Consider the following 24,225-nt stretch of genomic DNA (forward strand, 5'->3'; position numbering starts at 1 on the left):
GGCCGTTTTTGCTGGCGATCGGCTCGCCTACCATCGTTTGCCGGTCACGTTTGAGAGGGCCGCATTGACAGCGGCCGGGCTTGCGTCCATGACGGATACCAGTTTGGTATCCCAAATTGGTATCCGGAGCAAGTTTCATGGCTTGCCGGATAGGACATGACATGCCGCAAGATGCCACCCTCGCCGCGCAAGGCACCCACAACATCCACTGGCGCCGCAATCTCGCCGTGTGCTTTGCCGGCTCGTTCAGCACGCTTGTCGCCATGACGCTGCTGTTGCCTTTCCTGCCGCTCTATGTCGAGCAGCTGGGCGCCGAGGGGCATGCAGCTATCGTGCAGTGGTCAGGTATCGCCTACGGCGCCACTTTCTTCGCCGCCGCGCTGGTGGCGCCGCTGTGGGGACGGCTGGGCGACCGCTACGGCCGCAAGCTGATGCTGGTGCGCGCCAGTTTCGGCATGGCCGTCTGCATGTCGCTGACCGGCATGGTGGAAACTGTCTGGCAATTGGTGCTGCTGCGCCTGCTGATCGGCTTCGCCGGCGGCTATTCCTCAGGCTCGACCATCCTGGTGGCCATGCAGACGCCGAAGGACCGGTCCGGCTGGGCGCTCGGCGTGCTGTCGGCCGGAATCACCGCCGGCGCTCTCGTCGGCCCGCTGCTCGGCGGTGCGCTGCCGCCCCTGATCGGCATCCGCGCCACCTTCCTGCTCGCCGGCGGCGTCATTTTCCTGGCGTTCCTGGCAACGACTTTTCTCATCAAGGAGAATCCTCGCCCGACAGCCGATAAGGCAGCATCGACTGAGAAGCAGAAAGGCGGCTGGTCGCAAATCGAGGACAAGCGCCCCGTCGTCGCCATGCTGGTGACCGGCATGCTGTTGAGCTTCGCTACCATGTCGATCGAGCCGATCATCACGGTCTACGTCCAGCAGCTCATCGAGGACCAAAGCCTGCTAACGCTGACCTCCGGCGTCGTCATGTCGGCGGCGGCACTTGGCGCCATCCTGTCGGCCTCGCGCCTCGGCAAGCTCGCCGACCGCGTCGGCCACTGGAACGTCATCATTGGGGCGCTTGCCGTATCGGCGCTGCTGCTGATCCCGCAAGCCTTCGTCACGGAGGGCTGGCAGCTCGTCGGCCTGCGTTTCCTGATGGGGCTGGCGCTCGGTGGTCTCCTGCCCTGCATCACCAGCGTCATCCGCCACAATGTTCCGGACGGCGTCGGCGGCAATGTGCTCGGCCTATCGATCTCGGCGCAATATGTCGGACAGGTCGCCGGACCACTGCTCGGCGGCTTCGTCGGCGGTCATTTCGGCATGCGCGCGGTGTTTCTCGGCACATCGGTGCTGCTGGCCGGCGGAGCTGCGTATAATTGGCTGGTCCAGTCGCGCCGCGCGCGCGACATGCTGGTGCAGGCCGGCAAGCCGTGACACCGTTTGCGGACTGTCATTACTTCGCGGAGACCAGCGACATGAGCACGGCCGAGCAACCAGCAAGCGGCAGCGGCCGCACCTTCGTTTTCGTCGGCGGCCTGTGCGGCGCGGCCGGCGTGGCGCTGTCCGCCGCGGCGGCGCATCTGGGCGGCGCTTTCGTCGGCATGGTCGCGTCCTTCCTGCTCATGCATGCGCCAGTCTTTCTTGCAATCGGCCTCGTCGGCGCAAACCGGATCCTGCGAATCGCAAGCCTTATTCTTCTCGTGGGGCTTGTATTGTTCTGCGGCGATCTCCTCGCCCGTGACTTCCTCGGCTCGCGGCTTTTCCCGATGTCGGCGCCGATCGGCGGCACCTTGCTCATCGCCGGCTGGCTGGCGATTGCAGCCTCGGCGCTGGTGCGCCCGCGCTCCTGAGACGGCATTCCCTCCCGCCTCAAAGTGCGGCGGTAACAGGCGAACGGCCGGGGCCCGTTTCAGCCAAACGAAGGTCAGTCAGACGTCGGCCAATCCTGCCGGCGTGCGGGCCGGACCGGCAGGTCGCGATCGCGTGCGGCCGGCTTGGTCAGGCGGCGCCGCTCCGGCCGATCCGTGGCCGGCGAGATGCCCCAATAGTTGCGATAGATGTCTTCGAACAGGTGCTTGATCGGATGCATGGCAAGGCTCCCTTTTCCAATTTGAATCGATCCAACCGACAGGTACGAAAAAGCGCTGCCGATCAGCTCCGCTTGCGCTCCACGAGAAAACGCAGGTCGCGGATCCATGGGCCGGCGCTGCCGCGACGTGTCCTGGTCATCGCATTCGAGGTGATGCTCCAGTCGTTGCGGTAGATGTCTTCGAACAGATAATTCACGGGGTGCATGGCACTCTCCTTCCTGAATCGATCCAATCGACGGTTAGCGCAACGTTTGGATCGATTCAAAAATATACCCGCCCGCGCCAATGTCAAGCAAAAATTTGAATCGATCCAACAAAGGTGCTAGGTAGCTGCCTGGAGGCAAAAAAAATGGCGTCATCCACCGAAGGCAATACAAGACCCATCCGGCTGGCCGACATAGCCAAGGCCGCCGGGGTTTCGCATGGCACCGCCTCCAACGTGTTCAGCCGTCCCGAGATCGTGCGCGAGGAAGTCCGCGAACGGGTCAAGGCAGCGGCCGAGGCGATGGGCTATGCGGGTCCGGATCCCAAGGGCCGGCTGCTGCGCGCCGGCAAGGTCAACGCGATCGGCGTCGCAACGACCGAACCGCTGTCCTATTTCTTCGACGATCCCTTTGCCCGCACGATGATGGCCGGGATTTCCGAGGCATGTGACGCCACCGGTGCCGGCATCGCGCTGGTATCGGCCGGCAATGAGGAAAAACTTGCCTGGAACATCCAGAGCGCGCTGGTCGACGGTTTTATCCTGTTCTGCATCGAGGGAGGTCCGCGCCTCGTCGAGCTGACGCGCGAACGAAAGCTCCCCTTCGTCGCGCTCGAACTCGGCTCGGAGGATGACACGGTCTCGGCGATCGGCGTCGACAATGTCGCCGGCGCCCGCTTGGCAGCGCAGCATCTCGCTGAGCTTGGCCACCGGCGCTTCGCCGTTCTGGCGCTGCCATTCGCCGACGACAGCACCGGTCTTGTTTCGCCGAGCCAAGTCCGGACGGCCGCCTACACCGGCACACGCGATCGCCTCGTCGGCTATTTCGAGGCGCTTTCCCGGTTCGGCGTCGATACCGCCGGGATTCCGGTATACGAGACTGAAAACGACGAAGCCAGCACAAGGGCCGGCCTCGAAACGATCTTCGCCTCGGCAGAGCCGCCGACCGCAATCCTGGCGATGTCGGACCGGATGGCCATGGTCGCGATCGAATGGCTGACCGCGCGGGGCATCGCGGTTCCCGGCGAAGTCTCGATCGTCGGCTTCGACGGCGTGCCTGAAGCCGCACTTTCCGATCCTGCGCTCACCACGATCGCCCAGCCGATCGCCGAGATTGGCCGCCGGGCGGCACGAATGATCCTCGATTTCGACGGCACAGTGCGGCGCGAGACGCTCGGCGTCGAGCTCGTCGTCAGGGCATCTTCCGGGCCGCCGCCCAAAACAGCTTGAGCCCGGACGCCTATCGATTGATGCCTGTCGCCATCGCTCCCCCACCGAAGGACGTATGGACAGGCGGCGCCTCGCTACGGGCTGGCTTGCTCCTTCCGGATTGTCCAATACCCGACAGCCATTCAAGGTAATAAGCGAGCGCGAACTGCATGGCGATGCCGGCGGCGATCAGCAAGCTGTCGTAGGCAAAGCCGCCCGGGTTGATCAGCTTCATCACCTGCGCCGCCATGGCGAGCACCGTGCCGGCGATGAAAACCGGCAGCGATCGTTTGCCCAATATGGCGAGCGGATGGTCGCGGCCGGTGCGGAACAGGTTCGAGACGGAAGGATACGCCACGATCAGGTAGCTCACTGCCAGGATGTGCAGCAGCCTTGGCAGCGACAGGAACGTCTTGTCGAAGCCGGTCAGCACCACAGGCAGGTTCAGCCATGACACGTGCCCCCATAGCGGGCTGTGCACCCAGATCAATGCCGCCGCGACATAGATCGCCGCGGCGCCAACCAGCCAGCGATTGACCGGAATGGTGCCGCCGCGCCTGATATGCAGCATACTTGCCAGGCCGATGTTGAAGAGGAACTGCCACGACAGCGGATTGAGGAACCAGAAGCCGGGCTCCGGATAATTCGGCGGGGCGATCTGGTAGATCCCGGCAACCAGCCACAGAGTTCCGGATACGGCGAGCGCCGCCAAAGGCCTGTGGCTGATGAACAGCAGGAAGATTGGCGCCATCAGCAGCAGCACCGCATAGACCGGCAGGATATTGTTGTAGCCGAGCTGATGGCCAAGCGTGGCGATGCCGATCAGCGCTTGCTGCGGGTTCCTGATCAATGGCTCGATGTTGATCAGCGTCAGCATGTCCGGCCGCTTCGCGAACATCGCCGCCGCGCAGAAGATGGCCACCACGACCATCGTCGTGACGATGTGGGCGACATAGAGCACACCGGCGCGGCGCCACAATTTCAGTGTCGCCATGAGACGGTTTCCGGGCTCGAATTTTGAGCCGTAGGCAAGCGCGACGGACATGCCGGAGATCAGCACGAAGGCCTCCGCGGCATCCGAAAAGCCGAAATTCTTATAGGTCAGGGTTTCGAAAACCGTCCCCGGGACATGGTCGACAAATATGATCAGCAGAGCGAGAGCGCGGAACACGTCAATACGCGTATCGCGCTCCTGGATACGCGTATCCGGGATATGCATATCCCGGATACGCTTAGCGCGATCCGGTGAATTTGGCACGGTCATCGATAAAAGGCCTCAAAGCTGGTTGTTCATGCCGGCAATCGATGCGACCGCCGGACGCACCGCTTCGATTCCTCCCGCAGGAGCATATCGGCGAAGAAACGGACTGAAATGCGCCCGGTTCAATCAACTTTGAAGGAGCCCGAAAATATTCCGTTTTGAAGCCGGCAAATGAACAAAACCATCACGAAATCAAAGGGATGAACTATGGCGGAAAAACCTCCGGAAGATGGCATTTTGCGGCGCGATCTGGCCTTTTTCTACCGGCTCTATCGACCTGTTGATTCGAGCGGCGAATGCCTTTTCCTGCTGCATGGATCCGGTGTCGACGAGACGACGCTGGTGGCGCTGGCGCGGCAAATCTCACCGCGCGCCGTGCTGGTGGCGGTTCGCGGCCACATCGCCCAGGAGGACGGTTTCCGCTGGTTCGCGCGGATCACGCCGACGCGCTTCGAACAGGAGAGCATCCGCACCGAGGCGGACGCTTTCGCGGGCTTCATCACCGAGGCCGCGAAGCGCCACGGTCTCGATCGCTCCCGAACGATTTTTCTCGGCTATTCGAACGGCGCCAATCTGGTTTCGAGCGTGATGCTGCTGCATTCCGGGCTGATCGAACGGGCAGCATTGCTGCGCCCGATGCCGGTGCTCGACGACGTGCCACCAGCCGACTTGTCCAAAGCGCGCGTGCTGATCATTGCCGGCGCCGCCGACCTGACCTACGCGCCCTTCGCGCCGGCGTTGGTCACATTGCTCGAATCACATGGTGCCGAGGTCGAGGCCCACATCATCGCCTCCGGCCATGAAATCGGCGATCGGGATGCTGAAATCATCAGGCAATGGCTGGCGGGCCCGACAATCGCCATCGCGCAGGCGAATTGATGAGCCCAGGTTTTACGCTCGCCCCATCCGGTTCCAGGCATCCAGCCCGGCGATCTTGTAGGCTTCGGCCAGCGTCGGATAGTTGAAGGTGTTGTTGACGAAGAAATCGACGGTGCCACCGAGATTGATCACCGCCTGGCCAATGTGAATGAGTTCGGTCGCGCCCTCGCCGACGATATGCGCGCCGAGCAACCGGCGTGTTTCGATCGAGAATAGAAGCTTCAGGAAGCCGGTGGTCACGCCCATGATATGGCCGCGCGAGGTTTCGCGGAAGCGCGCCACGCCGACCTCATACGCGCCGCCGCTCTCGCGCACCTGCTCCTCGGACTGGCCGACCGTCGAGATTTCCGGCACGGCGTAGATGCCGTAGGGAAAGGTTTCCGGCGGCGGCGGCAAGGGCACGCCGAAGGCATGGCAGGCGGCCACCCTGCCCTGTTCCATCGAGGTGGAGGCGAGGCTCGGAAAGCCGATGACGTCGCCGGCGGCATAGATATTCGGCGCGCTGGTCCGGAAGGTCTGCGGATCGACCTTGATGCGGCCCCGGGAATCGGCCTCGATGCCGACCACGTCCAGGCCGAGCGCGCCGACATTGCCGGTGCGCCCCGCGGCATAGAGCACCATCTCCGAGCGTATGGTGCGGCCGTCGGCAAGCGTCACCTCGGCGTAGTCGGGTTTCGAGGCGATCTCCTTGATCGCACTGCCCAGCCGGATGGTCATGCCGCGGTCGCGCATCTGATGGATGAAATCGTCGACGATCTCGCGGTCGACGAAATCGAGGATGGTGTTGCGCGGCTCGACCAGCGTCACCGGCACGTCGAGCGCCGAAAAGATCGTCGCGTACTCGACGCCGATGACGCCGGCGCCGATCACCGTCAATGTGCGCGGCAGGCGCTCGAGTTCCAGCATCTCGTCGCTGTCGAAGATACGGGTCTTGTCGAAGGGCACATCGCGCGGCCGGTGCGGGCGGGTGCCGACTGCGATCAGCGCATGCGCAAAACCGACTTCGCTATAGTCGCCGGTTTCCGTCGTCAGACTCGCTCTGTTGGGACCGAGGAATTTGACCCCGGCGCGTGCGCTCTTGACCGTGTTGCGCATGAACTGGTGCTGCAGCACCTCGACCTCGTGATCGAGTGTCTTGTGCAGGCGTTCGATCAGATCGCCGACCGAAATGTCCTGCTTGACCCGGTAGCCGCGCCCGTAGAAGCCGCGCTCGCGCCAACCGGAGAGGTTGAGCACAGTTTCCCGCAGCGTCTTCGACGGGATGGTGCCGGTGTGCACTGAAACGCCGCCAAGACGCCGGCCCCTGTCGACCACCAGAACGGATTTGCCGAGCTTGGCCGACTGCACCGCGGCACGGCGCCCGGAAGGGCCGCTGCCAATGACCAGCATATCATAATCCATGTCGCCCCGTCCCTTGCCCGCCGATATGTTGCGCCGCAGCAAACTAACGCCATCCGCGCGGCAAATTCAACCGATCCAAGCTAAAGCGCTCGCGTTCGAACGGATTCATGCGACGCGCTTTAAGCCCTTGTTTCTATGCATGTCGTTATCGCAAACCGCTGCGCACTTTTTGCGCGACATGCATTAGGTTCGGCGCTGCTTCCGGTCGCAGGCTGAAAACGGCTCGATCTTGATTCCGTCGCGAGACTTCACCATTTCAACACCAGGCGGCCCGCACCCTATCCCGGGCCTGATTACGAGGAAATGACATGAACGCGCGCGTTCTCGACGGCGAAATCATCACCACCAGGCTCGATGATATCAGGGCCTATGACGGCGTGCGCACGCGGCGTGTCCTCGCCTTCATCATCGACTATTGCATCGTCGCGCTGCTCACCATTCCGTTCGCGATCCTGGTGTTCTTCCTCGGGATCTTGACGCTCGGCCTCGGCTGGATGCTGTTTTCCGTCCTCGTGCCGGCCGTCGCCATCCTCTACATCTGGAACACGCTCGGCAGCACCGACCAGGCCACGACAGGCATGAAGATGATGGGCATCCGGCTCGACCGCCTCGACGGCACCCGCATTGATGGGCTGACGGCGGTGGTGCATTCGGTGCTGTTCTGGGCCGGCAACGTCATCCTGACGCCGCTGGTCCTTCTGGTATCGCTGTTTGCCGACCGCAAGCGCACGCTGCACGACCTGCTGTTGGGCACGGTGGTCAGCCGCAGTGACCGCTGAGGACAGCTTTCGCGAGTCCCCCGCGAGCGTTTATGTGCAAAGTGAAGGCGTCCGCTCGGCGCGCTTTCACAATCCTGTTGAATTTTTCGCTGCGCGCGCCAAAGGTATGATGATTCGCAGGAGTGTTTCCAAGGTTCGATGACGCAGCATCCAACCCAGTCGCCGCAGTTCTTCCTGACCGCGCCGTCGCCGTGCCCGTATCTTGAGGGCCAGTTCGAGCGCAAGGTGTTCACGCATCTGGTCGGCGACAAGGCGTCGGAGATGAACGACCTCTTGACGCAAGGCGGCTTCCGGCGATCGCAGAACATCGCCTACCGGCCGGCCTGCGAGACCTGCCGCGCCTGCGTTTCGGTGCGCATCCTGGCCCAGGAATTCACCGCCAGCCGCAACATGAGGCGGGTGATACAGCACAATTCAGACCTCATCGGCGCCATGCACGACGCCCAACCATCCACCGAGCAGTATTCGCTGTTCCGCAGCTATCTCGATGCCCGCCACCGCCGCGGCGGCATGTCCGACATGACGGTGCTCGACTACGCCATGATGGTCGAGGACACGCACGTCGACACCAAGGTCATCGAATACCGGCGCCGCGGCCCCGACAGCTTCATCACTGGCAAGGGCCAGGGCGAGCTGATCGCGGTAGCGCTCACCGACAAGATGGCCGACGGCCTGTCGATGGTCTATTCCTATTTCAATCCCGACTTCGAGGACCGCTCGCTCGGCACCTTCATGATCCTCGATCACATCGCCCGCGCCCGAGCGATGGGCTTGCCCCATGTCTATCTCGGCTACTGGGTCAACGGCTCGCGCAAGATGAACTATAAGATGCGCTTCATGCCGCAGGAGCATCTCGGCCCCAAAGGCTGGGAACGCTACGACCACGAAGCGGTTTCGCGCTGATCCGCTCTTTCGCCAATCATCCTTAAAACTGTTCAAGGAGGATGCTGCTGGTTTTCGGCCGCTTGGCTGGAAGGACAGACGCTGGGCCAATTTTGCGCCTGCCTCCACATTCATTGCGAGAATTGCCGCATGTCGTCCCACAACGATCACCAGAAGGGCCTTCTCATCACCGCCATTGGCGGCCTGACGCTGACCGTCGACATCCCACTGATCCGCCTCGCCGACGGCGGCGCATGGACGATCCTCCTGCTGCGCACCGGCACCACCTTGGTCGCGGCGCTGGTCATCTGGGCTGTCTGGCGCTCGCTGAGCCGGAACGCGCCGCAGCTCATCCCCGGCTGGTCGGGGCTGGTTGTCGCCATATGCTACGGACTGACCTCGGTCACCTTCGTCACCAGCATCTATTACACCACGACCGCCAATCTGGTCTTCATCCTGGCCTTCAACACCGTGTTCGCGGCACTGCTGTCCCGGGTGTTTCTGAAGGAGCGGCCGCGACTGGTCACCGTGGTCGCGATGCTGGTCATGATCCTCGGCGTCGCGATCATCGTCGGCGATTCGATCGGCACCGGGCACCTGTTCGGCGATCTCATGGCACTGTGCTCGGCTTTCTTCATCGCCCTGGCCATCACCATCTCGCGCGCCAGCGGCAAGGACATGGGGTTCACATCGCTGATCGGCGTGATCCTGCCCCTGGCCGTCGCGGTGTTCATGGTCTCAGGCGAAGGCCTTCAGGTGAACGCGCCGTGGTGGATCATCTTCAACGGCGCCGTCATCATGCCGATCTCGTTCTTCTGCCTCGCCAACGGACCGAAATATGTTTCGGGACCGGAGGTGGCGATGTTCTATCTGCTTGAAACCGTGCTGGCGCCGGTCTGGATGTGGATGATCTTTGCCGAAGCGCCGTCGCGCAACAGCCTGATCGGCGGCGCGATCCTCATCGTCACGCTGGTCGCCCATTCGCTATGGCAGCTGCATGAGGGGCGCAGGCGCCGCGCCACCCTTGCGGTCAGTCACCCGGCCTGACTCTTCCTCGCGGCGGCGTGCTCCGCGACGATATCGATCTGCGGCGGAGCACCTTCCAGGTCGTCCGGTGCTGCGGGGGCAAGCTCGTCGGCCAATTCCACCTCGCGCAGCCATTCGCGCCAGATCGCGACCAGCAATGCCATCAGCACCGGGCCGATGAACAGGCCGAGAAAGCCCATCGTCTTGACGCCGCCGATCAGGCCGAAAAAGGTCGGCAGGAACGGCAGCTTTATCGGGCCGCCGACCAGTTTCGGGCGCAATGTCTTGTCGACGATGAACAGTTCGACGCTCCCCCAGATGAACAGCGCCAACCCGGCCATCGGCGAGCCGCTGGCGGCGAGATAGATCGAGACAAGCGTGAAGGACAGCGGTGCGCCGCCGGGGATCAGCGCCATGATGCCGGTCAGCGCGCCGAGCGTCACCGGCGACGGCACACCGGCCAGCCAGTAGGCGACGCCCAGGACCACCCCTTCGCCGATGGCGATAATGGTCATGCCGGTCACTGTCGAGGAAATCGTCGCCGGCACGACACGCGAAATCCGCTCCCATCTGGTCGGCAGGATGCGTTCGCCGAGACGGTCGATCTGCCCGGCGAAATGCTCGCCGTCGCGATAGGCAAAGAACAGCGCGATCATCATGAACAGCAGCGCCAGCAGAAGGCCGAAGGCGCTGCCGCCGGCGGCCAGCACGCCGCGGTAGATGCTGCCGATGTTGGCGCCGCTGATCAGCTGGATCAGTTCGCCGATGCCACCGGGATGGCCGAGATTGCGCGTCCACTGCTCGTTCAGCCACTCGCCCACTACAGGCAGCGTGGCGATCCAGTGCGGCGTCACCGCGCCTTCGCGGTTGGTCTCGATCGCCCAGCCGACCCATTCGCGGACTTCGTTTGTGGCGTAGGCGCCGGCGAGCGCGATCGGCACCACCAGGAAGGTGAGGATGAACAGTATCGCCAATGTCGCGGCGACCGTGCGGTTGCCGCCGACACCAGCGAGCAACCGCCGATAGAGCGGCCAGCTGGCAAAGGCGATGACAAGCGCGGCCAGTACCGGGACCAGGAAACCATGAAAGAAATAGACCCCGGCGGCGACGATCAGCACCAGGAGCCAGCGCGCCGCCGACAGCGGCGGAATGACGGCGGATCTGAGCGGCGTCGACAGGCCAAACAGGCGCTGCTGGCCTTCCGGTTTCCGAATTCTAGCTTCCTTCAAATGCCCATTTCTCCCAAACGGCTCATGTAGCGATACTTATGCACTGACATAGTGCAGCAATCGTGACGACATTCCAAATGTCTAGATATCTCCCCCCTTGAGGGGGAGATGGCCGGCAGGCCAGAGGGGGTCGCCGCGCATAAAGCGCCGGCGTCCTCAGTCCACAATAAGAGGTCGCGTCAGGACGTGCCGACCCCCTCTGTCGCCTTCGGCGACATCTCCCCCTCGAGGGGGGAGATCGGCAGCTTTACCCGAATTTCCCCGTCCTCGGGAATCCCTTCGGCACCATGCGTCCGGCCGAGGCTCGAGCACCGATCCATTCGATCAGCTCTTCACGCGACTTGACGAAGGTGCGGTCGGCCGAATCCTGCCAGGAGAGACCGCTTTCGAGCGTGAAGGTCTTGAGGTCGAGGACGCCGCCATCCTTGTATTTCTGCAGGCGGACGCCCTTGCCGCGACCCATCTCAGGGATCTCGGCGAGCGGGAAGACCAGCATCTTGCGATTCTCGCCGACGATGGCGAGATGGTCGCCGGCGACCGTCACGCAACGCTGGGCCTCGTCGGGCGCCTTGACGTTCATCACCTGCTTGCCCTTGCGGGTGTTGGCGACGACCTCTTCTTCCGACACGATGAAGCCGTTGGCGTCATGCGACACCAAGAGCAGCTTGCGCTTGGGATCATGGACAAAGGCGGTGACGATGTCCTGGTCGTTGTCCATGTCGACGATGATGCGGATCGGTTCGCCATGGCCGCGCCCACCCGGCAGCCGGTCGGCGCCGATCGTGTAGAACTTGCCGCCGGTGGTGAAGACCAGCACCTTGTCGGTGGTCTGGGCGTGGAAGGCGAGCTTGAGGCTGTCGCCCTCCTTGAAGGTCAGCAACGAATGGTCGGTCAGGTGACCTTTCATCGCCCTGAGCCAGCCCTTTTCCGAAACGACCACGGTGACCGGCTCGCGCTCGATCATGGCATGGGCGATGTCGGTCAGGTCATGTTCGGGCGCGTCGGCGAACTGGGTCCGGCGCTTGCCGAGCTCGGTCTCCGGTCCGAATTTCTCGCGGATGCTGGAGACTTCCCACTTGATCGTCGACCACTGCCTGGCGTCGGACGCAAGCAGCGCCTCGATCTGCTTCTTCTCGGTGGTGAGGCCGTCGAATTCCTTGCGGATCTCGAATTCCTCGAGCTTGCGCAGGGCCCTGAGCCGCATGTTAAGGATGGCTTCGGCCTGGTTGTCGGTGAGCGACCAGCGCGCCATCATCACTTGCTTGGGCTCGTCCTCCTCGCGGATGATCCTGATCACCTCGTCGATGTTGAGATAGGCGATCAGATAGCCGGCGAGGATCTCCAGCCGCCTTTCAATCTCGCCCAGGCGATGCCTCGAGCGGCGGATCAGCACCTCGCGGCGGTGCTCCAGCCATTCCTTGAGCACGCCTTTCAGCGACAGCACGTTGGGTATCTTGCCGCGCGACAGGACGTTCATGTTGAGCGGAAAGCGGCTTTCAAGCTCGGTCAGCTTGAACAGCGATTCCATCAGGATGCCGGGATCGACCGAACGGCTCTTCGGCACCAGCACGACGCGGACGTCTTCGGCGCTCTCGTCGCGGATGTCCTCAAGCAGCGGCAATTTGCGCGCCATCAAAAGCTCGGCGATCTTTTCGATCAGCCGCGCCTTCTGGACGCCGTAGGGGATTTCCGTGACGACGATACTCCACGTGCCCCTGCCCTGGTCCTCCTGGCTCCACTTGGCCCTGACGCGAAAGCCGCCGCGACCGGTTTCGTAGGCTTCGAGGATCGAGGCACGGCTGTCGACGATGATGCCGCCGGTCGGGAAGTCCGGACCTTGCACGAAATCCATCAGCGTCGTCACCGGCGCGTCCGGATGCTCGATCAGATGCAGCGCGGCGTCACAGAGCTCGGCGGCATTGTGCGGCGGGATCGAGGTCGCCATGCCGACGGCAATGCCGGACGAGCCGTTGGCGAGCAGGTTCGGGAAGGCGCCGGGCAGCACAACCGGCTCCTCGTCCTCCTCATTGTAGGTCGGCCGGTAGTCGACGGCGTCTTCGGTGATGCCGGACAGCAACTCGGTCGCCACATCGGTCATGCGCGCTTCGGTGTAGCGCATGGCGGCGGCGTTATCGCCGTCGATATTGCCGAAATTCCCCTGACCGTCGACCAGGGGGTAGCGCATCGAGAAATCCTGCGCCAGCCGCACCAGCGCATCGTAGATCGACTGATCGCCATGCGGATGGAACTTGCCCATCACCTCGCCGACGATGCGGGCGCATTTGGCAAAACCCTGGTCGGGGTTGAGCCTGAGCAGCCGCATGGCATGCATGATGCGGCGATGGACCGGCTTCAGCCCGTCGCGCACGTCCGGCAGCGCCCGGTGCATGATGGTCGACAGCGCATAGGCGAGATAGCGCTCTTCCAGCGCTTTCTTCAGATCAACCGGCTCGATGTTGTCGCCACCGCCATCGCCAGGCGGTAAAAGCCTTTTTCCCATGGGCTGGGACTAGCCGAGCGGGTGATTCGCGGCAAGAGGCGCTTGGATGTGAGGCGCCTTCTGCAACACGAACTGAGCGCACTCCAGCAACGACCAACATCAATTGGTTACATCCCCCCTCTATGGCAAGCGCGATGGATCGGGGGCGCGATGGATCGGATTTGCCTTTCGCCATGGTTTTCGACCATTGTGCGGGAGAACGCCTTTTTCCCGTCCAGTTCGTCACGGAAGGGTGGCGGCGCAAAGAATTGAAAACAATCTTCAGGACACGCTCAGGGAACCGCGATGACGATCAGACGCTCGACACTCAACAAGCTCGCTTTTTCGACCTTCCTGGTGACGCTGCCGCTAAACGCGGCCTTCGCGCAGGATGCTGCGGTCGCCGACCGGCTGAAGGCGGCTCTCGCCGCCCAGGGCGTCGACATCTCCTGGACCGGGGTGACGGGCGATGCCTCCAGCATGGTGCTGCAAGGCGTCGCCGTCAAACCGGCGGCCGAAAAGGAAGCGCTCAAGCTTGGCGACGTCACGCTTGAAGGCGTGACCGAAGCCAATGGCGGTTATGAAATCGAAACGGTCTCGACTGCGGCGTTCCAGCACAGCGAGGACGGCGTCACGCTCAACCTCAGCCCGTTCATCATCCACGACATGACGGTTCCGGCCGACGGCACCACGGGCCCGCTGGGCTCGCTGATGATGTACAAATCGGCAGAGCTCGACAACATGACTGTCAAGGTTGCCGACAAGACCGCCTTCTCGATGGACGGGCTTGCCATCGAGATCACGCCGCCGGCCGACGGCAAGGCGATGGAATTTTCCGGCACGACGGAGAAGTTCAATGCCGACCTGACGCTGATCGAGGATCCGAAGTCCAAGGACGTGATCAACGCGCTCGGTTACCAGAACATCACCGGAAACCTTGAAATGGCGGGCACCTGGCAGCCTTCGGACGGCAAGATGGAGCTGTCGAAATACGACATCTCCGTCGACAATGCCGGAACGCTCGGCATGACCTTCGGTCTCGGCGGCTACACGCTTGACGTCATCAAATCGCTGCAGGAGGCGCAGAAGAAGATGGCGGCCCAGCCCGAAGGCGCCGACAATTCGGCGCAAGGCATGGCCATGCTCGGCGTCTTGCAGCAGCTTTCGTTCAACAGCGCTTCGATCCGCTTCGACGACGATTCGCTGACCAACAAGGTGCTGGACTATGTCGGCAAGCAGCAAGGCATGTCCGGCAAGGATATCGCCAACCAGGCCAAGGCGATCGTGCCTTTCGGCATGGCGCAGCTCAACAATCCCGAATTGACGGCGCAGGTGTCGGCTGCGGTCGGCAAATATCTCGACGACCCGCAGAGCCTCGAGATCTTGGCCAAGCCGCCGGCAGCGGTGCCGTTCGCGCTGATCATGGCGGGCGCCATGTCCAACCCGGTGGACCTGACGAAGACGCTTGGCGTGACGGTCAAGGCGAACGAGGACTGACCGGAACGGTCCCTTGAAGCGAAAGCCCTGCGCGATGCCGGGCTTTTTTGTGAATCAACAGAATCGGTTGCGGGAGGTTCTTAAACCTCTTTCTTGGTCACCGCGACGCGCAGCGACAATTCGCGAAGCTGCTGCGGGCTGGCTTCCGACGGCGCGCTCATCAACAGGTCATAGGCCTGCTGGTTCATCGGGAACATGGTCACTTCGCGCAGATTCTTGGCGCCGACCAGCAGCATGACGACGCGATCGATGCCGGCCGCCATGCCGCCATGCGGCGGTGCGCCATACTGGAAGGCACGATAGAGGCCGCCGAAGCGCTCCTCGACCGTCTCGCGATCCAGCCCGACAGTCTCGAACGCCTTGACCATGGTCTCCGGCAAATGGTTGCGGATGCCGCCGGAGGCGATCTCGAAACCATTGCAGACCATATCATACTGGAACGCCTTGATGCCGAGCAGATCCTCGCCGTTGAGCGCATCGATGCCGCCTTGCGGCATGGAAAACGGATTGTGGGCGAAATCGATCTTTTTCTCGTCTTCGTTCCATTCGAAGAAGGGAAAGTCGACGATCCAGCAAAGTTCGAAACGGTCGCGGTCGACAAGGTTCAGCTCCTCGCCGGCGCGGGTGCGTGCGGCGCCCGCGAACGAGACGAACTTTTTGGGGTCGCCTGCGACGAAGAAGGCAGCGTCGCCATCGGCAAGGCCGAGTTGCTGGCGGATCGCCTCGGTGCGCCCCTCGCCGATGTTCTTGGCGAGCGGACCGGCGCCCTCGAGCTTTTCACCTTCCTTGCGCCAGAAGATGTAGCCGAGGCCCGGCTGGCCCTCGCCCTGCGCCCAGGAATTCATGCGGTCGCAGAAGGCGCGCGAGCCGCCGGTCTTGGCCGGAATGGCCCAGACTTCGGCCTTCGGGTCGTTGGCGAGGATGTTGGCGAATACCTTGAAACCGGAATCGCGGAAATGATCGGAGACGGCCTGCATCTCGATCGGGTTGCGCAGGTCCGGCTTGTCGGTGCCGTATTTGCGCATGGCGACGTCATAGGCGATGCGCGGAAATTCCTGCGTCACCGGCTTGCCGGCGGCAAAGGCCTCGAACACGCCGCGCATCACCGGCTCCATGGTCGCCAGGATATCGTCCTGCTCGACGAAGCTCATTTCCAGGTCGAGCTGGTAGAACTCGCCCGGCAGGCGGTCGGCGCGCGGGTCCTCGTCGCGGAAGCAGGGCGCGATCTGGAAGTAACGGTCGAAGCCCGACACCATGATCAATTGCTTGTATATCTGCGGCGCCTGCGGCAGCGCGTAGAAAGTGCCGGGATGGATGCGCGACGGCACCAGGAAGTCGCGCGCCCCTTCGGGCGATGAAGCGGTCAGGATCGGTGTCGAGAATTCGGTGAAGCCGACCTCGCCCATGCGCTTGCGCATCTCGGCAATGATTTTCGTGCGCGCCACGATGTTCTTGTGCAGCGTGTCGCGACGCAGGTCGAGGAAGCGGTATTTGAGGCGGATGTCCTCGGGATAGTCCGGCTCGCCGAACACCGGCAGCGGCAATTCCTTGGCCGCCGACAGCACTTCGATCTCGCGCGCGAAAACCTCGATCTCGCCGGTCGGCAAATTGGCGTTGGCGGTCTCTGCCAGACGCGCCTTGACCTCGCCGTCGACGCGGACGACCCATTCGCCGCGCACGGTCTCGGCAATCTTGAAGGCCGGCGAATCCGGATCGGCGACGATCTGGGTCAGGCCATAGTGGTCGCGCAAATCGATGAAGAGCAGGCCGCCATGGTCGCGAACGCGATGCACCCAACCCGACAGGCGAACGGAAGAGCCGACGTCGCTCTTCCTCAACTGGGCACAGGTATGGCTGCGGTAACGATGCATTGTCATTGGTAAGTCCGGATGTTGATTGCGGCCAAGGCATGATGGCCTGGCCCGAAAATTTGCGCGAAAAGCACATGAGAGGCCGCCTTTGTCAAGGCAGACGGCGCTAGGGCAGCATCTCAGGTTGGACTTCGGCTCTCGCCCTACGCTCTCTGAAAAGTCCACGCCACGGTTAAAGCGTAGAGTTTGCTCTGCTTTGATCGTGATTAGGGTGATCAAGCCGTGTACAATGGCCGTCCATTGATGTGAGGACTACCATGCGCATTCGCACATTGACTGTCCTGATGACACTGCTTGTCGGCACTTGCACATTTGCGCACGCTCAGCAGACAAAGCCGATGTCAATCGAGGTGTTTCCTTTCGAATTGGAGGACAAGAGCGCTGGGGCAGGAATAATCCCCCCGGATGAACACGATAGGCGCTATCTGTCCGAGTCGGCACAAATGGCGAAGGACATGCTCTCCAAGTCTGGGCGTTTTACAGTCGTTGATGTGCCAGCGAGGGATGAGCAGGCGGGTGCGCCGCACGGCTTACGCAACTGCGGGGGCTGTGAAGGTAAAATTGCCAAAGAGCACGGCGCGTCTCTTGCCTTGCTAGGCGTCGTGACGCGCGTCAACCGAACAGAGCATACTATGTTCATTCGCATCCTCGACGCTGAAACCGGGAAAGCTGTTTTGCAAGGCTTTACCGATCTTCGCATGGGCGCGAACTACGCGTGGCCCCGCTCCGTGAAATGGCTGATGACAAACAGGATCCTGCGGTAGGGCGGACAGCCATCCCAGTGCGCCATCGGGAGCGCGAAGGACCGACCCTAAGCCAAAATTCTAATTGAGATACTGATTGCCGGGGCTGGCCCGCTAATCGCCGGGAATTGCCGCTGGCATTGACCAGGGCGATGGTCCAAGAAGGATCAACGACAGGCCTTCCTTCATGTCCTCCATGCGCCCGCTGATCCCGCTCCTTATTGCCGCCGGCATCCTGCTCGGCGGCAACGGCCTGCAGAGCACCTTGATCGCGCTGCGCGGTGCGCAGGAGGGATTTTCGGCCTCGACCATCGGCTTGATGGGCACGTTCTATTTCGCCGGCTTCCTGCTCGGCTGCCTCGCCGTAACCCACATCATGAAGGCCGTCGGCCATGTGCGCGCCTTCTCCGCGCTGGCGGCGATCGCTTCCGCCGGAACATTGCTTTTGGTGCTGGTCGTCGATCCGGTTATGTGGTGCGCAGTGCGCTTTGCCGGCGGGTTCTGCTTCGCCGGCCTGTTCACTATCATGGAAGCCTGGCTCAATTCCGGAGTCGCCAATAGGGACCGCGCTCGGGTGCTGGCCATCTACCGGATGGTCGACATCGGTTCGGTCACAAGCGCACAGTTCCTGATCCCGATCTTCGGCGCCGGCGGTTTCGCCATCTTCGCCATCATGTCGATCATGATCACGCTCTCGCTGGTGCCGGTGTCGCTCGGCGACCGCTCCAACCCGACTCCGCCGGAAGACGTCAAGCTCGACCTGGCCCGCGTCTGGCGGATTTCGCCGCTCGGCTGCTTCGGCTGCATCGCCGTCGGTGTCACCAACAGCGCCTTTCGCACATTGTCGCCGGTTTATGCCGAACAGATCGGCATGTCGGTCACCGACGTCGTCACCTTCGTCAGCGTCGGCATTTTCGGCGGCGCCATCATCCAGTACCCGCTCGGCTATCTGTCCGACCGCTGGGACCGGCGTTCCGTGCTGCTGATGACGACGTGCTGCGCGCTGCTTGCATCGCTGGCGCTGGTGTTCTGGGCGCGCAGCGACCCGTCCCTCAACTTCGTGATCGTCTTCATCTTCGGCTGCTTCGCCATGCCGCTCTACTCGCTATCGGCGGCGCACTCCAACGACCGCGCCGACAAGGGCGAGTTCGTGCTGATCAACGCGGCGCTGATGCTGTTCTATTCCTTCGGCGCCATTGGCGGGCCGTTCGCCGCCTCGACGGCGATGCAGTATTTCGGGCCAAGCGCGCTGTTCGTGTTCACCGCCGTCGTCTACGCCATCTTCGTCGTCGTCATCCTGTACCGGATGCAGGTGCGATCCGGCGTGCCGGCCGGCCATCGCAGCCGTTTCATCGGCCTTTTGCGCACATCGACGGTCTTCGCCCGGCTGGCCAAGCGCAATGATGATTCCGATGGGCCTGGGAAGCAATGATGACGGCCCATGTGTCTTGAACCCGGGGCTGCGGCTTGACGAAAGCCCGCGCGGCTGAAATTGAAGGAGACCTTACCCTTTTGCCAAAAGCGATTTGATGCACGTCATCACCACCCAAGAAGAACTTGAGACCGCCGTTGCCGCGTTCGAAAAGTCGGATTTCGTCACCGTCGACACCGAATTCATTCGCGAGACGACCTTTTGGCCGATCCTCTGCCTGATCCAGATGGCGGCGCCCGGCGTGACGGCGCTGATCGATCCGCTGTCACCCGACATCGACCTCAAGCCGTTCTTCAGGCTGATGGCCAACGAGGCCGTCGTCAAAGTCTTCCATGCGGCGCGCCAGGACATCGAAATCATCGTTCATCTCGGCGATCTGGTCCCGCATCCGGTGTTCGACACCCAGGTGGCGGCGATGGTTTGCGGCTTCGGCGACAGCGTCTCCTATGACCAGCTCGTCCAGAAGATAACCGGCGCCCGGCTCGACAAGTCCTCACGTTTCACTGACTGGCGCCACCGGCCGCTTTCCGAGAAGCAGCTCGACTACGCGCTTGCCGACGTCACCCATTTGATCGAGGTCTACCAGCACCTCAGCGCCGAGCTGGTGCGCGAGAACCGCGCCCATTGGCTGAACGAGGAGATGGAAGTTCTGACCGCGCGCGAGACCTACGATCCGCACCCGGAGGACGCCTGGAAACGGCTGAAGATGCGGCTGCGCAAGCCGCAGGAGCTGGCGATCGTGCAAGCGGTGGCCGCATGGCGCGAGCGCGAGGCGCGTGAACGCGACGTGCCGCGCGGCCGGGTGCTCAAGGACGACGCCATCTACGAGGTGGCGCAGCAGGCGCCGCGCGATGCGGCAGCACTCGCCAAGCTGCGCACCACGCCGAAAGGCTGGGAACGCTCGGTGACGGCAACGGCGCTGCTTGGCGCAGTCAACACCGCGCTTGCCTTGCCCAGGGAAGACATGCCGAAGCTGCCGAAGAGTTTTCAGCCGCCCGAAGGCTCCAATGCCGCCGCGGAACTGCTGAAAGTGCTGTTGCGGATCGTCGCTGAAAAGGAGGGCGTCGCTTCGAAGGTGCTGGCCTCCAGCGACGACATCGACCGCATCGCCGCCGAGGGCGAGGCCGCCGACGTGCCGGCCTTGCAAGGCTGGCGGCGCGCCGTGTTCGGCGAGGCCGCGCTCAAACTGGTGCGCGGCGAGATCGCGATCAAGTTCGACAAGCGCAAGATCGCGCTGTTCGATTTGTAGTCTTGAGCCTGTCTGGCCCTAAGCTCAGCGCTGTTTCTGACCGGCCAGGTGGAAAACCGCGATGACGATCACCGGTATCGCCAGAAGCGCGAATTTGGTGACGATCAGCGCCGAGGCGAAGGACAGCGAATCCGGATTGGCCGACAGGAAATCTGAGAGCAGGCGGGCCACCGCGAAGTTCTGCGCATAATCGGCAAGCGCGTAGGGCAGCACCAGGACAAGCGCGAACAGCGACTGGAGCTGCGCGGACAGCGCCCGGAAATTTTTCAGCCGCCGCCCCGTGGCCAGGATCAGGCTGACCAGCGTCAGCGACAGCAGCGCCGGGAACAAGAGGTCGAAGGTCAGATAATGCCAGACCAGGATGATCTCGCTGCCGCGCCGGCCGAGCGCCGTCAGCCAGGCCATGCCTTCATCCGGGGTGAAACCGGTCCAGCGCAAATCGAGCGACGGCAGGCCACCGGTCAACTGGCGGAAATACAGGAACTCCATCGCCGTCATGGCGACGAAAACCGCCACGCAGACGAAACAGAGTGCGGCGGCGTGGCGGGACAGCCGCAGCATCATTGCCGTCAGGCTTCGCGCAAGCTGGTCAGGCTCCGCCGGGATAATTCGGGCTTTCGCGGGTAATCGTGACGTCATGGGCGTGGCTTTCACGAAGTCCGGCGTTGGATATGCGTACAAAGGTGGCGCGGTCGCGGAAATCGGCAAGGTCGCGCCCGCCGACATAACCCATAGCGGCTTTCAGGCCGCCCGCAAGCTGGTGCAGCACGCCGGACACAGGTCCTTTGTAGGGCACCTGCCCTTCGATGCCTTCCGGCACCAGCTTCAGCGTGTCGCGCACCTCGGCCTGGAAATAGCGGTCGGCGGAGCCTCGGGCCATGGCGCCGACCGAGCCCATGCCGCGGTAGGCTTTGAACGAGCGGCCCTGGTGCAGGTAGACCTCGCCCGGGCTCTCATCGGTGCCGGCCAGCAGCGAGCCGATCATGGCGGCACTGGCGCCGGCGGCGAGCGCCTTGGCGAGATCGCCGGAATATTTGATGCCGCCATCGGCAATGACCGAGACGCCCGATTTCTGCGCCGTCTCGACCGCCGACATGATCGCCGAAAGCTGCGGCACGCCGACGCCGGCGACGATGCGGGTGGTGCAGATGGAACCCGGCCCGATGCCGACCTTGACGGCGTCGGCGCCGGCATCGATCAGCGCCAGCGTGCCTTCTGCGGTGGCGACGTTGCCGGCCAGGATGCGGACCGAATTGGACAGCTTCTTGGCCCGCGTCACCGCATCCAGGACACGTTGCGAGTGGCCATGCGCGGTATCGATCACCAGAAGGTCGACGCCGGCATCGATGAGGCGCTCGGCGCGCTCAAAACCGTCATCGCCGACGCTGGTGGCGGCCGCCGCGCGCAAGCGTCCTTGCACGTCCTTGGTGGCGTGCGGATTGAGCTGCGACTTCTCGATGTCCTTGACGGTGATCAGCCCGACGCAATTGCCGTCGCTGTCGACCACGACCAGCTTCTCGATGCGGTGCTGGTGCAGGAGCCGCTTGGCTTCGTCCTGATCGACGTTCTCCTTGACCGTGATCAGGTTCTCACGGGTCATCAATTCGTAAACTTTCTGGGCCGGATCGGAGGCGAAGCGCACGTCGCGGTTGGTCAGGATGCCGACCAGCCGTCCGACCGTATGCCCGCCAGCGCCGCCATTCTCGACCACGGGAATGCCCGAGATGCTGTAGGTGCGCATCAGGCCCAGCGCATCGGCGAGCGTCGCCTCGGGGCCGATGGTGACGGGGTTCACGACCATGCCGGATTCGAATTTCTTCACTTGCCGCACCTGCTCGGCCTGCTCGGCCGGCGAGAAATTGCGGTGGATGACGCCGATGCCGCCGGCCTGGGCCATGGCGATGGCAAGGCGCGCCTCGGTGACGGTATCCATGGCGGCGGAAAGGATCGGCACGTTCAGGTCGATGTCGCCGGCGATGCGGGTGCGGATATCGGTCTCGCCGGGCATGACTTCGGAATGACCCGGCTGAAGCAGCACGTCGTCAAAGGTCAGCGCCAACGCGCCCGTGGACGTTTCGATAATTTTTGCCATGGCCAGCCCTCGGAATGCATGAAAAGCGCTGGACCGGATGGACAGCGCCGACTCGTCTTCTTCCCTTTCAGGATTGGCGCTGGCTCGTAACACGTCCCGTCGCCGATGAAAAGCCGATTGGTTGTGCACGTGTGCGGGCTCGTGATCCTTGCTTTGTGACGGCAGTTATGCTAGGAATTTATTCATGGCGCTGATTCGCGCCATCGACCCGCCCTCGAGGCGGTTTTTATTTGCGCCATTCCTCGCAAGGCTCCGGACTGGCTCGGCTGCCAGGGTCGCATAAATGTGACGGCAAATTAAGGCGACATCCGACGCAACCCGTGGTACCCGCCCTGCGTGTCGGCTTGCCCCCTTTGCCCCCGAGGGACCGGCAAGCAATCGGCGGTGAACATTCAATCCGGACGCGTTCCATGAACCGCACCATTCCGCTTATCCTGGCGGTCGCTCTTTTCATGGAAAACATGGATTCGACCGTGATCGCGACGTCGCTGCCGGCGATCGCCATCGACCTGCAGACAAGCCCGGTCGCGCTCAAGCTGGCGCTGACCGCCTATCTGGTGTCGCTGGCGGTCTTCATTCCGATCAGCGGCTGGATGGCCGACCGCTTTGGCGCCAAGAACGTGTTTCGGGCGGCGATCGCCGTATTCATCGTCGGTTCGGTCGCTTGTGCGGTGTCCAATTCGCTGCCGGCTTTCGTGGTTTCGCGCTTCCTGCAAGGCATTGGCGGCGCCATGATGACGCCAGTGGGACGCCTTGTGCTGGTGCGCGCCACGCCGAAAAGCGAGCTCGTCGCCGCGATGTCCTGGCTGAGCATTCCCGCACTGGTCGGGCCACTCGTCGGTCCGCCGGTCGGCGGTTTCATCACCACCTATTTCACCTGGCACTGGATCTTCCTGATCAATGTGCCGATCGGGCTGATCGGCATCTGGCTCGCCACCCGCTTCCTGCCGAAAACCGAATCGGCGCAGACGCCGCCGCTCGACTTCATCGGCTTCGTGCTGAGCGGGCTGGCGGCATCGGGCATCGTGTTCGGCCTGTCGGTGGTCAGCCTGCCCGCCTTGCCGCCGATTGCCGGCTTTCTCACCGTGGCGGTCGGGCTGGTAGCAGCGGTGCTTTACCTCCTGCATGCGCGCCACGCCAGGAATCCGCTGCTGGCGCTCGATCTGTTCCGCAACCAGGTGTTTCGCTCCTCGGTCCTCGGCGGCGGACTGTTCCGCATCGGCATCGGCGCCGTGCCTTTCCTTTTGCCGCTGATGTTCCAGATCGGTTTCGGGCTGACGCCATTCCAATCGGGAATGATCACATTCGTGGCGGCGATCGGCGCCATCGGCATGAAATTCGTCACGGCGCTGATCTTCAGGGTCGCCGGATTCCGCCGTGTGCTGATCTTCGGCTCGCTGATCGCGGCGGCGTCGATCGCCATCAACGGCTTGCTCACGCCGGAAACGCCCTATCTGCTGATCCTCGCCGCCCTGCTCGTCGGCGGCTTCATCCGCTCGATGTTCTTCACCGGCATCAACGCGCTTGCCTATGCCGAGATTTCGGCCGCCGACACCAGCAGGGCAACGCCGATCGCCGCGGTCTTCCAGCAACTGTCGATCGCGCTTGGCGTGGCGCTGGCCGGTGGCATCCTGGAAGTGTCGACGACAATCCATGGCGGGCCGCTGACGCTAAGCGACTTCCACATCGCGTTCTTCATCGTCGCGGCCGTGTCGGCGGCCGCATCGCTGTCATTCATGCGGCTGGCGCCGGACGCCGGCAACGCCGTGTCGGGATATGGCGGGCTGACCGCGCCCAAGACGCTGGAGGTGGGCCCACCGGGGAGCTGAGGGCTCCTTCCCTTCTCCCCTTGTGAGGGCTTTGCACGGGGAGCGAAGTGGATTTCGGTGGTCAGTGAGGGCCTTTTTGAAGGCCGGC

21 protein-coding genes are annotated in these 24,225 nt (G+C 63.0%); 12 read left to right on the forward strand and 9 right to left on the reverse strand.

Features of this window, described 5'->3' with window-relative positions:
- The first annotated feature begins 161 nt into the window (after positions 1-161).
- Together EJ075_RS31040 and EJ075_RS31045 are read left to right on the forward strand one after the other, a co-directional pair.
- Positions 162-1,421 (forward strand): multidrug efflux MFS transporter, encoded by a 1,260-nt coding sequence (locus tag EJ075_RS31040; RefSeq protein WP_126106913.1) that lies wholly within the window; start codon positions 162-164, stop codon positions 1,419-1,421.
- A 41-nt stretch (positions 1,422-1,462) separates the two neighbouring features.
- Positions 1,463-1,837, forward strand: a complete 375-nt coding sequence (locus EJ075_RS31045) for a DUF423 domain-containing protein (protein ID WP_126106914.1) — start codon at positions 1,463-1,465, stop codon at positions 1,835-1,837.
- A 74-nt stretch (positions 1,838-1,911) separates the two neighbouring features.
- Here the strand turns inward: EJ075_RS31045 and EJ075_RS33310 are convergent, their stop codons facing one another.
- Positions 1,912-2,076 carry a hypothetical protein gene (locus EJ075_RS33310; RefSeq protein WP_164547228.1) on the reverse strand — a complete coding sequence of 55 codons (165 nt, stop codon included), beginning with the start codon at positions 2,074-2,076 and terminating at the stop codon, positions 1,912-1,914.
- Positions 2,077-2,138: 62 nt separating this feature from the next.
- Positions 2,139-2,282, reverse strand: a complete 144-nt coding sequence (locus EJ075_RS31050; RefSeq protein ID WP_126106915.1) for a hypothetical protein — start codon at positions 2,280-2,282, stop codon at positions 2,139-2,141.
- Between the two features lie 144 nt (positions 2,283-2,426).
- Here EJ075_RS31050 and EJ075_RS31055 point away from each other — a divergent pair, with 144 nt between their 5' ends.
- Positions 2,427-3,509, forward strand: coding sequence for a LacI family DNA-binding transcriptional regulator (locus EJ075_RS31055; protein ID WP_126106916.1), 1,083 nt, complete (start codon positions 2,427-2,429; stop codon positions 3,507-3,509).
- 10 nt (positions 3,510-3,519) lie between these two features.
- On the opposite strand, the gene EJ075_RS31060 is transcribed toward EJ075_RS31055, so the two are convergent.
- Positions 3,520-4,707, reverse strand: coding sequence for an OpgC family protein (locus EJ075_RS31060; RefSeq protein ID WP_245458241.1), 1,188 nt, complete (start codon positions 4,705-4,707; stop codon positions 3,520-3,522).
- 249 nt (positions 4,708-4,956) lie between these two features.
- Between EJ075_RS31060 and EJ075_RS31065 the strand changes: the two genes are divergently transcribed.
- The gene (locus EJ075_RS31065; protein WP_126106918.1) at positions 4,957-5,628 is read left to right on the forward strand and encodes an alpha/beta hydrolase; all 672 of its coding nucleotides are present in this window, start codon (positions 4,957-4,959) and stop codon (positions 5,626-5,628) included.
- Positions 5,629-5,640: 12 nt separating this feature from the next.
- Here EJ075_RS31065 and sthA read toward each other — a convergent pair whose 3' ends face one another.
- Complete coding sequence (sthA, locus tag EJ075_RS31070; RefSeq protein WP_126106919.1) at positions 5,641-7,029, reverse strand: Si-specific NAD(P)(+) transhydrogenase; 1,389 nt, start codon at positions 7,027-7,029, stop codon at positions 5,641-5,643.
- A 308-nt stretch (positions 7,030-7,337) separates the two neighbouring features.
- Here sthA and EJ075_RS31075 point away from each other — a divergent pair, with 308 nt between their 5' ends.
- The 3 genes from EJ075_RS31075 (at position 7,338) to EJ075_RS31085 (ending at position 9,737) form a co-directional block, all read left to right on the forward strand.
- Positions 7,338-7,808 (forward strand): RDD family protein, encoded by a 471-nt coding sequence (locus tag EJ075_RS31075; protein ID WP_095485738.1) that lies wholly within the window; start codon positions 7,338-7,340, stop codon positions 7,806-7,808.
- 138 nt (positions 7,809-7,946) lie between these two features.
- Positions 7,947-8,711: an arginyltransferase gene (locus tag EJ075_RS31080; protein ID WP_095485737.1), complete on the forward strand. Its 765-nt coding sequence runs from the start codon at positions 7,947-7,949 to the stop codon at positions 8,709-8,711.
- Positions 8,712-8,840: 129 nt separating this feature from the next.
- Positions 8,841-9,737: a DMT family transporter gene (locus EJ075_RS31085; RefSeq protein WP_126106920.1), complete on the forward strand. Its 897-nt coding sequence runs from the start codon at positions 8,841-8,843 to the stop codon at positions 9,735-9,737.
- Here the strand turns inward: EJ075_RS31085 and EJ075_RS31090 are convergent.
- Positions 9,725-10,945, reverse strand: coding sequence for an AI-2E family transporter (locus EJ075_RS31090; RefSeq protein WP_126106921.1), 1,221 nt, complete (start codon positions 10,943-10,945; stop codon positions 9,725-9,727). The genes EJ075_RS31085 and EJ075_RS31090 overlap by 13 nt on opposite strands.
- A gap of 247 nt (positions 10,946-11,192) precedes the next feature.
- Positions 11,193-13,445, reverse strand: coding sequence for a DNA topoisomerase IV subunit A (gene parC / locus EJ075_RS31095; RefSeq protein WP_126106922.1), 2,253 nt, complete (start codon positions 13,443-13,445; stop codon positions 11,193-11,195).
- Positions 13,446-13,730: 285 nt separating this feature from the next.
- Between parC and EJ075_RS31100 the strand changes: the two genes are divergently transcribed.
- Positions 13,731-14,921 carry a hypothetical protein gene (locus tag EJ075_RS31100; protein WP_126106923.1) on the forward strand — a complete coding sequence of 397 codons (1,191 nt, stop codon included), beginning with the start codon at positions 13,731-13,733 and terminating at the stop codon, positions 14,919-14,921.
- 80 nt (positions 14,922-15,001) lie between these two features.
- Here EJ075_RS31100 and aspS read toward each other — a convergent pair whose 3' ends face one another.
- Positions 15,002-16,792, reverse strand: a complete 1,791-nt coding sequence (aspS, locus tag EJ075_RS31105) for an aspartate--tRNA ligase (RefSeq protein ID WP_164547333.1) — start codon at positions 16,790-16,792, stop codon at positions 15,002-15,004.
- A 257-nt stretch (positions 16,793-17,049) separates the two neighbouring features.
- Here aspS and EJ075_RS31110 point away from each other — a divergent pair, with 257 nt between their 5' ends.
- The 3 genes from EJ075_RS31110 to rnd all read left to right on the forward strand — a co-directional run bounded on the left by EJ075_RS31110 (position 17,050) and on the right by rnd (position 20,216).
- On the forward strand, positions 17,050-17,556 hold the full coding sequence (locus EJ075_RS31110) for a DUF3280 domain-containing protein (RefSeq protein ID WP_126106925.1): 507 nt from the start codon (positions 17,050-17,052) through the stop codon (positions 17,554-17,556).
- Between the two features lie 166 nt (positions 17,557-17,722).
- On the forward strand, positions 17,723-18,967 hold the full coding sequence (locus EJ075_RS31115; RefSeq protein WP_126106926.1) for an MFS transporter: 1,245 nt from the start codon (positions 17,723-17,725) through the stop codon (positions 18,965-18,967).
- Between the two features lie 97 nt (positions 18,968-19,064).
- On the forward strand, positions 19,065-20,216 hold the full coding sequence (rnd, locus tag EJ075_RS31120) for a ribonuclease D (RefSeq protein WP_095485728.1): 1,152 nt from the start codon (positions 19,065-19,067) through the stop codon (positions 20,214-20,216).
- A 24-nt stretch (positions 20,217-20,240) separates the two neighbouring features.
- Here rnd and EJ075_RS31125 read toward each other — a convergent pair whose 3' ends face one another.
- Both EJ075_RS31125 and guaB read right to left on the reverse strand, forming a co-directional pair.
- Entirely contained in the window at positions 20,241-20,780 is a 540-nt protein-coding gene (locus EJ075_RS31125; RefSeq protein WP_164547229.1) for a hypothetical protein, read from the reverse strand.
- Between the two features lie 25 nt (positions 20,781-20,805).
- On the reverse strand, positions 20,806-22,308 hold the full coding sequence (gene guaB, locus EJ075_RS31130; protein WP_095485726.1) for an IMP dehydrogenase: 1,503 nt from the start codon (positions 22,306-22,308) through the stop codon (positions 20,806-20,808).
- 410 nt (positions 22,309-22,718) lie between these two features.
- On the opposite strand from guaB, the gene EJ075_RS31135 reads away from it, so the two are divergent.
- Complete coding sequence (locus EJ075_RS31135; RefSeq protein ID WP_126106928.1) at positions 22,719-24,137, forward strand: MFS transporter; 1,419 nt, start codon at positions 22,719-22,721, stop codon at positions 24,135-24,137.
- The last annotated feature ends 88 nt before the right edge of the window (positions 24,138-24,225 follow it).

Source organism: Mesorhizobium sp. M6A.T.Cr.TU.016.01.1.1 (assembly GCF_003952585.1).
GTDB lineage: Bacteria > Pseudomonadota > Alphaproteobacteria > Rhizobiales > Rhizobiaceae > Mesorhizobium > Mesorhizobium mediterraneum.